The sequence below is a fragment of the Rhodococcus sp. IEGM 1366 genome (assembly GCF_033142425.1).
GTDB lineage: Bacteria > Actinomycetota > Actinomycetes > Mycobacteriales > Mycobacteriaceae > Rhodococcus_F > Rhodococcus_F globerula.
In genome coordinates this window covers 918,000-932,907 of record NZ_JAWLRZ010000001.1, presented here as the reverse complement: position 1 = coordinate 932,907, position 14,908 = coordinate 918,000, and the positions used below count along the sequence as shown (strand labels likewise).

Here is a 14,908-nt window from a genome sequence, read left to right as displayed (position 1 = left end):
GATCATGAAGGGGATGTTCCTCAAACGCTATCGGGGAATGCCGTCTGCTGATAGCCACCACGCAGCGTCCCCTCGATGTAGCTTGCCTTGCACGCGCGGCGAGCGATCTTGCCGCTGGACGTACGCGGAATGGAACCGGCCGGAACAAGCAGGATGTCGCGTGCGGTCACACCGTGACGAGTCGAGATCGCGGCGCGGACCGTATCCGCGATCGGCTGCGGGTCGGCTTTACCGGCACCGGGTGCACGCTCGGCAACGATGACCAACTGCTCCGAGGAATCGTCGTCGTCGAACGTCAGACCCGAGTGGGAATTCGAGAAGACGACGGCAGGCAACTGGTTTGCCGGAACGGCAAACGCCGCGATGAAGCCCGGACGCAATGCGGGGCTCGCGTCCTGAGCGGAAGACTCGAGATCCTGCGGGTAGTGATTGCGGCCGTCGACGATCACCAGGTCCTTGACGCGACCGGTGATGTACAGCTCGCCGTCGACGTAGACGCCGTAGTCGCCGGTACGCATCCAGTGCGCGTCCAGCGGCAGATCGTCGGTGTGGCTGTCTTCCGGCAGGCGGTTGGTCAGCGTGTTGTGGAACGTCTCGGCGGTCTCTTCGGGGCGGCCCCAGTAACCGACGCCGATGTTCTCGCCGTGCAGCCAGATCTCGCCGACGTGGTTGTCGGGGACCTCGGTCTGCGTTTCGGGGTCGACGATGGCGGCCCACTGGCTGCGTGAGACGTATCCACAGGACACCTGCGCGATGGCGTTGTCGGCGTGCTGATCGACGATGACCATGCGGCCGTTGTTGAGCTCGTTGCGGTCGACGTAGATGACCTTGGCCTCGTCGGAATGCTTGGTCGACGACACGAAAAGCGTCGCCTCCGCCATGCCGTACGACGGCTTGATCGCGGTCTTGGGGAGACCGTAAGGGGCAAACGCCTCGTTGAATTTGCGCATCGACGCCGTCGTGACCGGCTCACTGCCGTTGATCAGGCCGATGACGTTGCTCAGGTCGAGGTGCTCGCCGTCCTTGGGCAGGCCACGGGCAGCAGCATGCTCGAAAGCGAAGTTGGGGGCGGCCGCGAAGGTGCCTGCACCGTCCGAGGCCGCCGCGAGTTCCTTGATCCAGCGGTTGGGCCGCTGAACGAAGGCGCGCGGACTCATGATGGTGATGTACTTGCCACCGAACGCAGGCAGGATGACCGTCAGCAGACCCATGTCGTGAAACAGCGGCAGCCAGGTGACGCCGCGTGAATCTTCGGTGAGCTCGATGGAGTCGACCATCTGCAGTGCATTGGTGCCGACAGCACGGTGGGTGATCTCCACACCGGCCGGAACTCGCGTCGAACCCGACGTGTACTGCAGGTAGGCGATGTCGTCGAAGCCGATATCGGGGCGAACCCAGGTTTCGCCGACGGTATCGGGAATGGCGTCGACGGCGATGATGCGCGGGCGTTCGGCGGCGGGCAGCGAACGGAACAACGCACGCACACCTGCGGCCGATGATCCGGCAGTCAGGATTGCCGACGGCTTGCAGTCCCCGAGAACGGCGTGCAGGCGATCGGAGTGGCCGGGCTCGTCCGGATCGAAGAGCGGAACGGCGATGGAACCGGCCTGGATGGCCGCGAAGAACGAAATGACATAGTCGAGACCCTGAGGTGCCAGGATCGCCACGCGGTCGCCAGGCTTGGTGACCTGCTGGAGGCGGGCGGCAACAGCACGCAGACGTACACCGAACTGGTGCCACGTCAGCTCCTGTGCTTCACCGTCACGCTCACGCGAGTAATCGATGTAGCGGTACGCGAGCTCGTCCGCGTTCACACGCGAGTGTTGCTCGACGTAGTCGACCAGAGTGAAGCCCTCTTTCAGGCGAATCCGGCCCTTCTCGTCGAGAAAACCATCGAACAGCGCGTTCATTCCATCTCCTCCGAAGCGATCACACAAGCATTTTTGGTCATGCTTGCGCCCCAGACTTCCTTCGCTCTCTCGGGTATATCGTCAATCAATCGAAACGCACTACGTGCGCAACTCACCTGAATCACTTCATCGATCCCAAACCATCGATATGTTACAGATCGGCATCATCCGCATCGCCGCGCGTGCTCGGCCTCAGGGATCGTGGCGAGCGAAGAACCGATCGTGGCGATCGTGTCCAGCGGCGTCGACACAGCCGATTCGCACTCCTCGAAAGTGCCGACTGCCAGGCACGCAGAGCCTGGCGGCTCCGGGGCGCCGCGCGTGCGCTCCACCGCTGCACCCCGCGGGATGCCGTGACCTGGAGTTGTGATCATCCCCACCCTGCAGCGAACTGCGAGCCGGGGCGCGCGACGCGCACCAAGGCTGTGGGTGGAACCCATGGATCACTCCTTCGTAGTCAAGGCTGGAACATCCGAACTTACTCGCCAGTCACGTTCGTGACAGCACTTTAGAGGACCAGGCGAGCAGTGGTCGCACTTTGCCACGACCAATCCAGCAGACTACTCGCCGACGCACCCCAGCCAGACAAAAAGGATCAACTGTGCGGCGGCGTCGGCGCACCGTTGATCATGTCCGCTGCCCACTGTGCCACCCATTGGGTCGCCGTCGTGCCCTCCGAATCAACTTGGAAGGAGTTGTACATGGCATGCACAGGATTGTTGTAGTACTCCGCCAAACGCGGCAGCGACGTCATGAGGTTGCCCGGATTCATCGCTCCTGCCGGGGCGTCACAGATTCCGTCACTCGGCGCACAGATCTGATAGGTGCGGTCGTTCAGCTTGCCGAACCCACCCTCACGGGGACCCGTCATCGTCAGACCCGGCAACTTCAAACCGTTCAGCGACAGCTCGGCACCCACACCGGCAACGCTTGGGCCAACGGTAATTCCGTACGCGGGATCACGACGCCCGTCCGCGATCAAGCCGACACCGAGCACCAGATCTGCCGGCACTGCGCCCGTCCCGTTGCCGATACTCGCGGCTACGTCACCGGCGATGACCGCGCCCTGCGAGAAGCCGGTGAGTACGTAACTCGTCAGTGGGCACTCGGCATGGCGCTGCACCAGAAAGTCGTTGGTGGCAGCAGTTCCCGCACCCCGGCTGTTGTTGTACGACTGCTGCCCGTCCGGCGGAAACGCCACCGGATTCGAGAACTGCGCAACGTAAGGAACCGTGTAGACATCCGCACGTGAAGCGTCGAACTGATTCTGCAAAGGACCCGTGACGTTGAGCATCAACGAAGCCGGATTTGCCGCCGGAGCATACGGATCGTCGGCAGCGCTGGACTCCCAGGTTCCAGGGATGGCAACTACCTGGACATCGGGACAACTAGCCGGCTGCGACGCCGGTTTCTCCGGTCCGGGTGGCAACGGCTCGGGTGTCGGCACCCGCCCGGCAAGGATGTACCAACCGCCGATCACCACGGCAGCGACCACCAGAATGATCAGCAGCGGGACCAGGCAACCCCGACGCTTTCCGCCTCGCGCCATCATTTATTTGCAGAATGTGGCATTGGCGACATCGATGTAGATCTGAGCGTTGGCGGTGGCCTGCTCTGACGTGATCGCAGTGCCATCCGTCGCCGCGGAACCCACGACGGCCGTCACCAACGCAAGAATCTCCTCGTCCGAGGTGCCCTGAACATTGGCGGCGCAGATGTAGTTGGCCGTGTTGATCGCGATGCTGCCGTCACCCTCGGGAGTAACTCCCTTGGCCTTCAAACCGTCGAGGAATGCCTGTGCTTGCGGGTTGACCTCTACTTCTGTCGGACCGGGGAAACCCTCGATGCTCTGGGGCTGCTCCGGCGGAGCCGTAGCGGCCGCTCCGGGACTGGTGGGCGCTGCGGACGCCGTTGTGGTCGCGCTCGCGGAAGCCGAACTGCTCGCAGCCGACGACGATGCCGCGGCGGACGTCGTGGTCGGGGTGGAGGTGACCGTCGAGTCGTCACTTCCACAAGCGACGAGCATCCCACCGGTGATCAGTGTCAGAGAGCCCACTGCGATCGCGCGCGCAAAAGTATTTCGGTTACCCGAGAAAAGCGACATCAATGTCCGTCCTTGCCTTCAGTCGAAAGTCCATCATCAGGTTACGCAACGCACAGCGGGCAGGCACCGATCCGTGATCGGGCCCGCCCGCCGTGCGTTGTGTGTCGTACGTTGCGTCCTACGGGTGAATCTCGGTCTTGCCGTCGATCACCGTGATCCAGCCGAACTGGAAGTTCTGCTGAGTTCCACCGGGGATGTCGAACTTGTCACTGAGCGGGTATCCGAGCTTGCCGCCTTCGTAGCCGACACTCTTCCAGCCGTCGAAGATCGGGCCGTTGGCGACGGACCAGGCGCCCGTTGCGGGGCTCCAGTAGATGTTGCCGCCGTCGAACTCCGTGAAGCGACCGTTGTCCTTGATCGCCACTTCGTTGGACTTCGGGAACCCGAGCCATCCGTTTTCCCAACCGAGTTCGCCGTACTTGCCCATGATCATGCCGAGCACGGCGTACGTGCCGTTTGCACTGTTGTACATGGCGCCGATTTCGAAGCCCTGCACGGCGCCGGCCTTGCCGGGGGTCGCGATCTCCGCTGCGGTGGGGTACTTGAGCGGACCGCCCTCGTAGCCCTGTGCTGCCCATTCGTTGAGGATCGCTCCGCGGACGGCGTGTGCGCCGGTCCACCAGGTCCAGTAGATGGAGCCGTTCTGGAAGTGGTTGAACCGTCCCTGACCGTCGGGGGTTCCGAGTTCAGGGGTCGTCGGGAAGCCGAGCGGGCCGGCAGCTGCGCCGGTGTTCATGTACTCGCCGGCGATACGGCCCGCGATGGGGTTCGCGCCGGTGGCGGAGGTCCAGTAGATGCGGCCGTTGCGGAAGTCCTGAGCCAGGCCACCCGCGACGCTGTACTCGGCAGTGACACAGTCACCGATCCAGCTGTTTGCCGCTGCGGTTGCCGCGATGGCACCCGAAGCGCCACATGCCGGCTTCTCCACGTCGGTGCCGAGCGCGTTGGCGAGCTGCGGCCACAGCTGATGAAGCTCGAACTGCCAGTACGGCCACGAGTGCGTGCCGGACGGGCGGTAATTGATCTGCGCGGGAATGCCGAGCGAGTTGAGCTTGGTCGCAAATGTCTGCGAGGTCAGGCGCGCAAGAATCTCGAGGCCCATACCGGCGTAGTTGGTGCTGACACCGGGGATTCCCGACGGCTGATCGTACGGTCCGGTGGTGCCGCTACCGCTCGAGACGTACAGGCTGACGCCCTTGAGCTTGTCGGCCTGGGTGTACGGATCGTGGGCTGCCCACTGCGGGTTCGACGGCGGGCCCCACATCGCTGCGGAGTTGAACTTGCCCGCGTCGTTCATCGCGAACTGGATTGCCTGCGGCATTCCGAGCGACGTCGTGGTGAGGATGCCCGAGAGCGACGCGGCGAACTTGAAGAATCCGGGGTTGCGCGCGGCAAGAGACATCGCGGCCGTGCCACCCATGGAGAGACCGACCACGCCGCGGGTCTGCGTTGTGCGCCAATCGTTCTCGAGGATGGACGGAAGTTCCTTGGTGAGGAACGTCTCCCACTGGTAGAACACACCGTTGTCGGCCTCGAGCCAGTCGGAGTAGAAGCTGGACTGTCCACCGACGGGGAGAATCACGTTGACGTTCTTGTCCGCGTAGAACGACTCGGCATCGGTCTCGGCGGTCCAGCCGTTTTCGATGTCCGTGGCGCGAAGGCCGTCGAGCATCCAGACGGACGGGAAGGTTGCCGACGGGTTCACGTTCCAGTCGCGGGCCAGAAGGATCTGAACCTGAATGGGGATTCCCATCGACGGGGAGTTGATCCACAGTGCGACACGGCGCTCGCTGAGCCATTCGACCTTGCCGACGGTGGCGCCGCCCTGGTTCTGGGTTGCGGCGGGCGCGGTGAGAGCCGGGCTCGGCGCAGCGACAGCCGTGCCTGCCGTGGTCAGACCTGCTGCGATCGGCAGAACCAGCAGTGCTGCCAGCGCTCCGACGACCTTGGTTCTATAGGTCCCGAAGGACCGACTGCGGTCCCGCTTGGCAAGGCCTACTCGCATGAGTTCACTCTCTTTCCCTTACTTCCGGTCCGCGTGTCTTACTACCCGGTGTTTCACGTACTCGGTATCTCACGTACTCGGTGTCTCACGTCTTCGGTATCTCACGTGTTCAGTGCCTACGCGGCGAGGCATCTCTGCCTCGCACACCACCTCGGCGACCAGAGCCCTGTCGAAACTCTTTCTACACGGAAACGACTCCGACTAGGGGTTGCCGCGCTGTTACTGGTGGTGCAATTGTTACCGAAGTTCCTGTTTACGGCATCTCCAAAACAGAAGTGCCGTTCCGGTCTTCCTGTCGGAAGTCCGGAACGGCACTTGTCTGTCTAGGTCTTGCGGTGCAGCGTCATGCAGTGATGCACGGTAAAGCGGTGAAGCATGGTCACCAGGCGTTCATGGTGTCGAGGATCTGGCCGCGGGCCTTGAACAGTTCCTCGGACCAGTACGCCCACGAGTGGGTGCCGTTGGACGGGAAGCTGTAGGTGGCCGGAATGCCGAGCGTGTTCATCCGGATCTGGAATGCACGGGTGTTGGCCAGCGCAAGTGCTTCGAGGCCCATGGCGTTTGCCGTGTTGTAGTAGCCGACCAAGCCCTTGGGGTTGTCGTACTTACCGGTCAGACCGCTTGCTGCGGAAATGTACATCGACAGGCCCTTGAGGCGAGGCGCGAAGACGAACGGGTCGTTGCGCAGCCATGCCGGGCTCCACGGGGGTCCCCACATGGAGTCGACGTTGAAGCGGCCGGCATCGAGCATCGCGACGCGGATTGCTTCACGCATACCGGGAGCCGAGATGTTCAGGTAACCCGACAGCGAGCCGGCGAACTTGAACTGGTCGCGGTGGTACGCGGCGAGAGTCAGTGCGGCACTGCCACCCATCGACAGGCCGAGGACAGCGTTGTTGTTAGGCGAGACGCCGTAGTTCTCGAGGAAGTTGGGCAGCTCTTCCGTGAGGAAGGTTTCCCACTTGTAGGTCATCTGCTGACCGTTGAAGTTCGAGGGTGCGTACCAGTCGGTGTAGAAGCTGGACTGTCCGCCGACCGGCATCACGAGGGTGATGTTGTCGTTGCGGTACTGCTCGAGAGCGTTTGTCTCGAAGCTCCACGCATTGGCGTCGTCACGAGCGCGGAGGCCGTCGAGCAAGTAGAGGGCAGCGTTTCCGCCGCGAGCGGCCCACTGGACCTGAACCTTGATGTTGCCCATCGTGGAGGGCACCCACAGCTCTTCGAATCCGCCCCACGGCGCGGTCTGGACCGGTGCAGCGTGCGCGGGAGCAGCGGTAGCAACTGCGCTACCGGCGACGCCTGCGGCAAGGGGAAGCACGAGTGCTGCCGCACCGATGGCAAGTGCTCGGTGCTTGAGGCGCTGTGTCAGCCTCGTCGGGGCAAATCGCATGGATACTGCTCTCTCTCTTCGTCTGCGGTAGCTACCCCCGACAAGGGGAAGTACCGACGGATTCCGTCGGGGAACAGGTATGTGCGCCAGCCTGGACAAACCAGACTGGCAGCGGACCTCGTTCCAAGTCACACTGCGCTCGGTGGACCCTATGTCACAGGTTTGGTTGTGACAAATGGATCTCAACCACCGGGCGCTTCTCCCCTGGTGCTCACGGGAGCATTTCGGGTAGGTGAATCGTCTTCGGATACATCGGCGCCGATCACGGGAGCGTTACGGGATCGCAACATGTTTTCTCCGACGGCATAGTGATCTGCATCACTTTTGGGTTTCAAGTGGCACAAGACCACATCGCTGTAGTTCGTACGCGGGCACTCGATCGAATCGATATTTTGCCAAGTCGAATGCCTGACGGAAGTTCTGCTTGAATCGCGCCCACGTCAATTCACTGCGGTAGGAGGTCAGCAACTCCTGCGTTTCCGGACAGGTCAGCGCCAGCTTCGCGTCAGCTACCCATTCCTCGTCGAGGAAGAAGGGCAGCCACGGGTGGACGTCGACCATCCCGGTGTCCGCAACCACCCAATCCGGATACAGGTTCTTGTCGTGACCGATACGGCCGTCTTCCAGCCTCTCCGTGTGCGCGGCGAGCGGGTACGCCAATCCCATCTGATCGAGCACACGAACGTCGAGCCCGACGTTCATGCTCGTCATACCGAGGTTCAGGAAGAAAACGACATGCTCGCCCGATTCGTCTATCGGCCCTGGCGGCGGAACGACGAACCACGCGTTGTAACTGGGAGACGGAATGAGTAGTCCACCGTCCGGGGTGTCCGCGATGGTCTCGACCATTGCTCGCATCCAGGGGTAGTCGAGGTAGTCCTCGGCTCGGATCGGATGCTCGTGACCGGTGTTGAGAGCGTAGAACGCACGCTCGTCGACGATGCCCGAGCGTCCGACGATCGAGCCTTCCGGCATGCCGGTCGTATTTGCGGCGACGGCTGCCCACACGATGGTCCCCACCCACAGCACTGTGGAGACACCGAAGATCGCGGTGTCCCGGTTGCGGCCGAATGCCGCGCGCGCCGGAACCCGAAGCGGAATGACCGCCACCGGGATCAGAAGGCAGAACAACACCGGAAGCAGGACGCGGCCGTGCATGAAGTCGCCACCGACTCGAACCGAGTACACACCCAGAATCAGGCCGCTGCCGAGAATGAACGTGACAACAGCGCGTGGGGTGCGCAACCACGCCTGCAACCGCACCCAGCGCGACCCTGAAACGGTCTGGGGCGCGGACGTGCGCTCGTTCCTGCCGATCGCAAGAAGTAGCAGCGCACCGACCAGGAGAAACAGCAAAGGCAACCACAGCAAGTACGGTCCGACGAGATTCCACAGATAGGCAAATCCTTGCGACCACTTTGCACCGCCTGCATCCTTCGAGACCGCGGTATTGGGGTACGGAAGCCCGTAATAACCCATGCGCCAGATCTGGTACGCCACCGGAACGAGTCCGGCGACAACCACGATCATCGCGCGGACCTTCCACGTCAAGCCCGCGGACACGACGATCATCATCAGTGCAAGAGCACCAGGGATCGCCATCTCCGGGCGCACGAGGGGCCCGAGCCCGGCAACAAAAGAGAGAATCAGAATCGACGCCGTCGACGGTACTGACGCCTGTGCCCACCGAACCATCAGCAACCACAGCAGCGCGATCCAGAAAATCACCAGACACGTCTCGAGGCCGGACGTCGCAAAATCTCGGGCGGGCGGAACAGCAATGTAGACGAGAACGCCGGCCGGAACGAGGAAAACCGTCCCGCCGACGCCTGGTCGCAGATCGCGGTACAGGCGGGCCGTTCCGAGCATCGCCAAGACCACAGCTGCGGTCGAGAGCACCAAAGCGATTGCCAGGACGACATATTCGAGCCGGATCTGCGTCAGCCAGCCGAAGGCGTAGACGATGTACGTCCACGCGGTACTCGTATTCGCCTCGACGCGTTCACCGGCGTTGAAGACGGGGCCGTTGCCGGCCAGGAGATTTCGCACCGTGCGCAGGACGATCAGTCCGTCGTCGGCGATCCATCGACGCTCCCACGCTCCCCAGAACGTGAGGACGGCAGCAAGCACCACCCCGCCGAGGAAAACTGCTCGGTTAGGGGTGGTGCTCGGTGCCGCGGTGTCGGCGACCTGGTCGGCTACTTCGGCCGGCTCAGACGATGTAGACAGCGACACCCACTACTCCGATCCACGCCACTGCGAGGAATTGCAGAACCCGGTCACCGAGCGCGATTTCCTCGGGCTCGCCGGCTTCGCCGCCGTCGACGTCCACGGCGTACCGCAGCACTGCGACGGTGAAGGGGACCATCGAAATGGCGTACCAGTTGGTGCCCTTGATGTCGTCCTGCTGGAAGGCCCACAGTCCGTAGCAGAGCACGAGTGCCGTCGCGGCCATCGTCCACACGAACCGCAGGTAGGTCATCGTGTAGCTCTCGAGCGACTTGCGGATCTTGGCGCCGGTACGTTCGGCCAGCTTCAGTTCTGCGTACCGCTTTCCGGCAGCCATGAAGAGCGAACCGAATGCCATCATCAGCAGGAACCACTGCGACAGTTCGATCTCGGCTGCGACGCCACCGGCTATGGCGCGCAACAGGAATCCGGACGACACGATGCAGATGTCGATGACGGCCTGGTGCTTCAAACCGAAGCAGTACGCAAGCTGGATGACGATGTACACGGACATCACCACGGCAAGTTGCCAGTTGGCGATGAACGAGAGAGCGATCGAACCGGTCAGCAGCACCACGGCCATGCCGTACGCGATGTTGACGGGCAGAACTCCGGCCGCGATGGGGCGGAAGCGCTTGGTGGGATGCGCTCGGTCTGCCTCGACGTCCATCGCGTCGTTGACGAGGTAGATGCCGGACGCCGCCATGCAGAACACGACAAATGCCAGCGCGACGGGCAAGAGCACGTCGGCTTCGGTGGCTGTGCCTGCCGCGATGGGCGCGGCGAGCACAAGAACGTTCTTGACCCACTGGCGTGGGCGGAGCGCCTTGACGATGCCGGCGGGCAGGGACTTAGGGGGTCCGCTGACCGTGGCCGCTTCCTCGCTCATTTCTCTCCATATTTCTGTTCGGCCTTATGCACCAGCGCCGCGGATGCGGCGCCCAGTGCCGCACCGGCAAGCACGTCGGTCGGGTAATGAACTCCCAGAACCAGGCGCGAAAGCATCATCGGGGGCACCAGCAACGCCGGTAAGGGTAGCCCGGTGAGTCGACCGATCAGGAATGCCGCCGCCGTCGTCGACGTGGCGTGCGAGGACGGGAAGCTCAGCTTGCTCGGCGTCGAGACGTTGACCTGCAACGACGGGTCGGACGGGCGTTTGCGCCGCACGACACGCTTGATCACGACCGACGCGGCGTGTGCCCCGAAGGCACCGACTGCAGCGCCAGCCCATTCGCGGCGACGCGGCTTGTCGACGGCAGCGCCGACGGCAGCGATCGCGATCCAGCCGAGGGAGTGCTCACCGAAGTACGACATTCCGCGAGCAACGGCGACGGCTCCAGGCACCTGCCCGACGGTCGACTGGATTCCGGCGAGGATCCTGACCTCGGGAGATACAGCCTCGGGAGATACAGCCTCAGGAGATACCGAAGACACGTTCCCACCTTTCCGTGCTGGTCAGTGAAGGAACGGCATCCTGGTACTGCTTCTTCAGTTCGGGGAACCTGGCGGCGAGTTCGCGGCGCAACCGGGTGGCTTCCTTGAGCAGTTCGAGTGCCTGCTTGGGGTTGCGCTTGCGGTAGACGACTCCGCGGCCGTCGGCGGTGGTGACGGTGACGCCGTCCACCTGCGAGAGCAGGAACCAGCGGGCGTCGATGGTCGGCACGTTGAGCTGGGGTCGCTCGAGGTGTTCGGCCTTGGCCGGCTTCACGTTGTGAACGGCGGCCCGAAGGACTCGGGTCACCTTCGCGACGGTGGTGAGCGGCAAGCTCACGTCTCCGACGTCGGCACCCGACGGCAGTGGCAGTTCCGTCGACGACGGCAGTACGACGGCGTCGGAGAATTCCTTGCGCTGGGCGTGTACCTCACCGAGTGCGGTCGGCAGCATGTTCGCGACGTGCTCGGGGCCGGCGAGGAAGTCGGCGATGGCCTTGTTCTGGATTGCGACGGTGGAGTACTCGAGGCACAGCAGGTGCTTGAGCGTTGCCTTCACCGTGTTGACCACGAGGCCGCGTCCGTTGCCCGGCATGTGCAGTGCGGCAACGACGAGACGGTTGCGGAGGTGGAAGTACGCCTGCCAGTCGATGGCGTCGTCCTTGTCGCTCCACGCCATGTGCCAGATCGCGGCACCCGGAAGTGTGACGGTCGGGTAGCCGGCTTTCTTTGCGCGCAAACCGTATTCGCAGTCGTCCCACTTGATGAAGAGCGGTAGTGGCTGCTTGATTTCTTCGGCGACCTGGCGCGGGATCATGCACATCCACCAGCCGTTGAAGTCGACGTCGATGCGGCGGTGCAGGAGCTTCGATTCGCGCAGCGGCTTCTTCGAGAAGTCGTGGTCGTATTCGACGTTCGGCGCTGCGGTCCACATGAAGATGCCGCGGTTGACCACTTCACCCATCACGTGGAGGTGGCTGCGTTCCTGCAGGTTGAGCATCTGGCCGCCCACCAGCATCGGCGATTTCGCGAACCTAGAGAAGGACAGGGCGCGCAGGATCGAGTCGGGTTCGATCTCGATGTCGTCGTCCATGAACAGGATGTGCTGGCACGACGTGTTCTTGAGTGCCTCGTACATGATTCGGCTGTATCCGCCGGAGCCGCCGAGGTTGCCCTGATCGTGAATGGTGAGCCGATCACCAAGCGCTGCAGCGGCTTCGGTGAATCCGGGTTCGTCGCGCACCTTGCGGGTGCCCTGATCCGGCATGATGACTGCCTTGATCACGTCGGACACCAGCGGATCGGATGCCAGCGCGGCAAGTGCCTTCACAGCGTCTGTCGGTCGGTTGAACGTCGGAATACCCACGGCGACAGTCGCTTCGCCGGGAGCCTCGACGGGGGCGTACCAGCCGCCACTCTCGACAACCACGGCCGAATCGGTGGTGATGTCGAACCAGATCCACCCACCGTCCTCGAACGGCGCCAATTCGACCTCGAACTCGAGACCGGCGTCGCCGTCGTGGAATTCCTTGCCCTCCACGTGAATTCGCGAGGAATCTGCCTTGGAACGGTAGATGTCGACGCGGCCGTGGCCGGACAGTTCCAGACGCAGGACCACCGATTTCAGGATGGACCAGCGTCGCCAGTAGCTGGCGGGGAAAGCGTTGAAGTAGGTGGCAAACGAGACCTCGGTCTCGGCGCCGAGTGCTACCGACGTGCGCGAAGTCGAGTGCGCCCGCCGGCTGTTGGACCAGGACTCTTCCAAGTAGAGCGTACGAACGTCGAGTGGTTCACCGGCGCGCGGCAGGATGATCCGCTGGAGAAGCGACTTACCGAGGTAACTCACCTCGTCCCCCACGTCGGCGTTTTCACCCTCGAGTAGATGACGTGCGTTCATTCGCTCTCCCCTGCCAATTCCGCACCCGATTCCAGATGCGGACGCAGGGTGTTCTCGAACATCGTCAGCGCACTGGCGATGGCCATGTGCATGTCGAGGTACTGGTAGGTGCCCAGGCGGCCACCGAACAGCACCTTGTTGTCAGCGGTTTCCGCCTTGGCGCGGCTGCGGTACGCGGCGAGCTTGGCGCGATCCTCCGGCGTGTTGATCGGGTAGTACGGCTCGTCGGTCGACTCGGCGAAGCGTGAGAACTCGCGCATGATGACGGTCTTGTCGGCCGGGTACTCGCGTTCCGGGTGGAAGTGGCGGAACTCGTGGATGCGGGTGAACGGGACGTCCGCGTCGTTGTAGTTCATGACCGGGGTGCCCTGGAAGTCGCCGACGGGCAGAACTTCGGTCTCGAAGTCGAGGGTCCGCCAGCCCAGCTCACCTTCGGAGTAGTCGAAGTAGCGGTCGAGCGGGCCGGTGTAGATGACGGGTGCGTCGGGGTTGGCGCTGCGCAGCTCGTCCCGGACGTCGAAGTAGTCGGTGTCGAGACGGACCTCGATCTTGGGGTCCGTGACCATGTTCTCGAGCCACGCGGTGTAGCCGCCGACGGGCAGGCCCTCGTACGTGTCGTTGAAGTAGCGGTTGTCGAAGTTGTAGCGGACCGGCAGGCGGCTGATGTTGGCCGCGGGCAGCTCCGTGGGATCGGTCTGCCACTGCTTGGCGGTGTAGTCACGCACAAAGGCTTCGTACAGAGGGCGGCCGATCAGCGAGATCGCCTTCTCCTCGAGGTTGGAGGCGTCCTTCGCGTCGATCTCGCTGGACTGTTCCGCGATGAGCGCGCGTGCCTCTTCCGGCGTGAAGTACCGGCCGAAGAACTGCGAGACGAGGCCAAGCCCCATGGGGAACTGGTACGCCTGGCCCTTGTGCAGCGCAAAGACGCGATGCTGGTAGTTCGTGAATTCCGTGAACTGGGTGACGTAGTCCCAGACCTTCTTGTTGGAAGTGTGGAACAGATGCGCTCCGTACTTGTGGATCTCGATGCCTGTCTCCGGCTCTGGCTCGGAGTAGGCATTGCCACCCAGGTGGTGACGGCGATCCAGAACCAGCACTCGCTTACCCAACTGGGTGGCGGCGCGCTCGGCGATGGTCAGCCCGAAGAATCCCGAACCGACGACGATGAGGTCGTACTGAGCAAGGGCGGTCTCTGAATTTGCAGCGGTCACGATGAACCAGGGTATCGGACCTGATCTACCGGGGGCGTATTAGCAGTCGTGATCACACCCGCTGTGGAACCGATACCCCGGTCCGATGCGTCCAAGCACGTGGGCTGCCCGGGTGGGCAGCGGGAGGTGGGGCCCGACATGACACGCATAGCCGGAGCGCTGATGCTGGCGACCGTTCTGATCTCGGTGGTGACCGGTTGTGGTCGCAGCGTCGAAGGGACTGCGCGGGCGCAGGCGGCAACGGCCACGCTCGAACAGTCCCCTACCAGCACCACACCGTCCCCCGAACCAGCAGTCGACGACGGTTTGTGCGACATTCCCGACGACGTCGCGACGGAGTTGAACGTCGACAAGTCCACCGCTGAGCGGTCGATGGAATCGGCTACCACGCTGCTGGACGACTGCGCGTGGCGTGGCCCGGATTTCGAGTTGCGAATCGCGAGCTACGACGTTGTTGCCGCCCCATTTGCAGCGCGTCTTGCGCAGGAAGTCTCAGCCGACAGCAAAGAAATCACCATCGGCACACATCAGGCATTTGTTCTCACCCAATCCGAGGAGGAGTTCGAACCCGGCTGCGTGATCGTCCTGGACATGATGGACAACAGCATGGTGGTCATCAGGGAAGACGACACCTACATCAGTCGCGCCAGCATGTGTTCTCGCGTCCGTTCTGCCGCCACCGCTATCGAAGACGCCCTGGAGTGAGATGGCCAGGACGTCCTCGAGAGCTG

General features: G+C 63.1%; 12 protein-coding genes. 1 reads left to right on the top strand and 11 read right to left on the bottom strand.

Annotated features, from left to right (window positions below; translation table 11 throughout):
• Positions 1 to 20: 20 nt before the first annotated feature.
• The 11 genes from fadD32 to glf form a co-directional block, all read right to left on the bottom strand.
• Entirely contained in the window at positions 21 to 1,910 is a 1,890-nt protein-coding gene (gene fadD32 / locus R4P64_RS04500) for a long-chain-fatty-acid--AMP ligase FadD32 (RefSeq protein ID WP_033235157.1), read from the bottom strand.
• Between the two features lie 164 nt (positions 1,911 to 2,074).
• The gene (locus R4P64_RS04495) at positions 2,075 to 2,350 is read right to left on the bottom strand and encodes a hypothetical protein (protein ID WP_033235158.1); all 276 of its coding nucleotides are present in this window, start codon (positions 2,348 to 2,350) and stop codon (positions 2,075 to 2,077) included.
• Between the two features lie 155 nt (positions 2,351 to 2,505).
• On the bottom strand, positions 2,506 to 3,459 hold the full coding sequence (locus R4P64_RS04490) for a cutinase family protein (RefSeq protein WP_095888091.1): 954 nt from the start codon (positions 3,457 to 3,459) through the stop codon (positions 2,506 to 2,508).
• A 3-nt stretch (positions 3,460 to 3,462) separates the two neighbouring features.
• Positions 3,463 to 4,014 carry a DUF732 domain-containing protein gene (locus tag R4P64_RS04485; RefSeq protein WP_033235159.1) on the bottom strand — a complete coding sequence of 184 codons (552 nt, stop codon included), beginning with the start codon at positions 4,012 to 4,014 and terminating at the stop codon, positions 3,463 to 3,465.
• Positions 4,015 to 4,132: 118 nt separating this feature from the next.
• Complete coding sequence (locus R4P64_RS04480) at positions 4,133 to 6,019, bottom strand: alpha/beta hydrolase-fold protein (RefSeq protein ID WP_317819473.1); 1,887 nt, start codon at positions 6,017 to 6,019, stop codon at positions 4,133 to 4,135.
• A 379-nt stretch (positions 6,020 to 6,398) separates the two neighbouring features.
• Positions 6,399 to 7,409, bottom strand: coding sequence for an alpha/beta hydrolase (locus R4P64_RS04475; protein ID WP_116103834.1), 1,011 nt, complete (start codon positions 7,407 to 7,409; stop codon positions 6,399 to 6,401).
• Between the two features lie 318 nt (positions 7,410 to 7,727).
• Entirely contained in the window at positions 7,728 to 9,644 is a 1,917-nt protein-coding gene (gene zomB, locus R4P64_RS04470) for a flagellar motor control protein ZomB (protein ID WP_411742630.1), read from the bottom strand.
• Entirely contained in the window at positions 9,622 to 10,527 is a 906-nt protein-coding gene (locus R4P64_RS04465) for a decaprenyl-phosphate phosphoribosyltransferase (protein ID WP_317819471.1), read from the bottom strand. Before R4P64_RS04465 ends, zomB begins: the two co-directional genes overlap by 23 nt.
• Entirely contained in the window at positions 10,524 to 11,015 is a 492-nt protein-coding gene (locus R4P64_RS04460; protein ID WP_411742639.1) for a phosphatase PAP2 family protein, read from the bottom strand. The genes R4P64_RS04465 and R4P64_RS04460 overlap by 4 nt, the downstream gene beginning before the upstream one ends.
• A 37-nt stretch (positions 11,016 to 11,052) precedes the next feature.
• A complete protein-coding gene (locus R4P64_RS04455) occupies positions 11,053 to 12,966 on the bottom strand; it encodes a glycosyltransferase (RefSeq protein ID WP_317819469.1) in 1,914 nt (637 codons plus the stop codon).
• Positions 12,963 to 14,177, bottom strand: a complete 1,215-nt coding sequence (gene glf, locus R4P64_RS04450) for a UDP-galactopyranose mutase (protein ID WP_045066334.1) — start codon at positions 14,175 to 14,177, stop codon at positions 12,963 to 12,965. Before glf ends, R4P64_RS04455 begins: the two co-directional genes overlap by 4 nt.
• 138 nt (positions 14,178 to 14,315) lie before the next feature.
• On the opposite strand from glf, the gene R4P64_RS04445 reads away from it, so the two are divergent.
• The gene (locus tag R4P64_RS04445) at positions 14,316 to 14,882 is read left to right on the top strand and encodes a DUF3558 family protein (RefSeq protein ID WP_317819468.1); all 567 of its coding nucleotides are present in this window, start codon (positions 14,316 to 14,318) and stop codon (positions 14,880 to 14,882) included.
• Positions 14,883 to 14,908 lie beyond the last annotated feature (26 nt).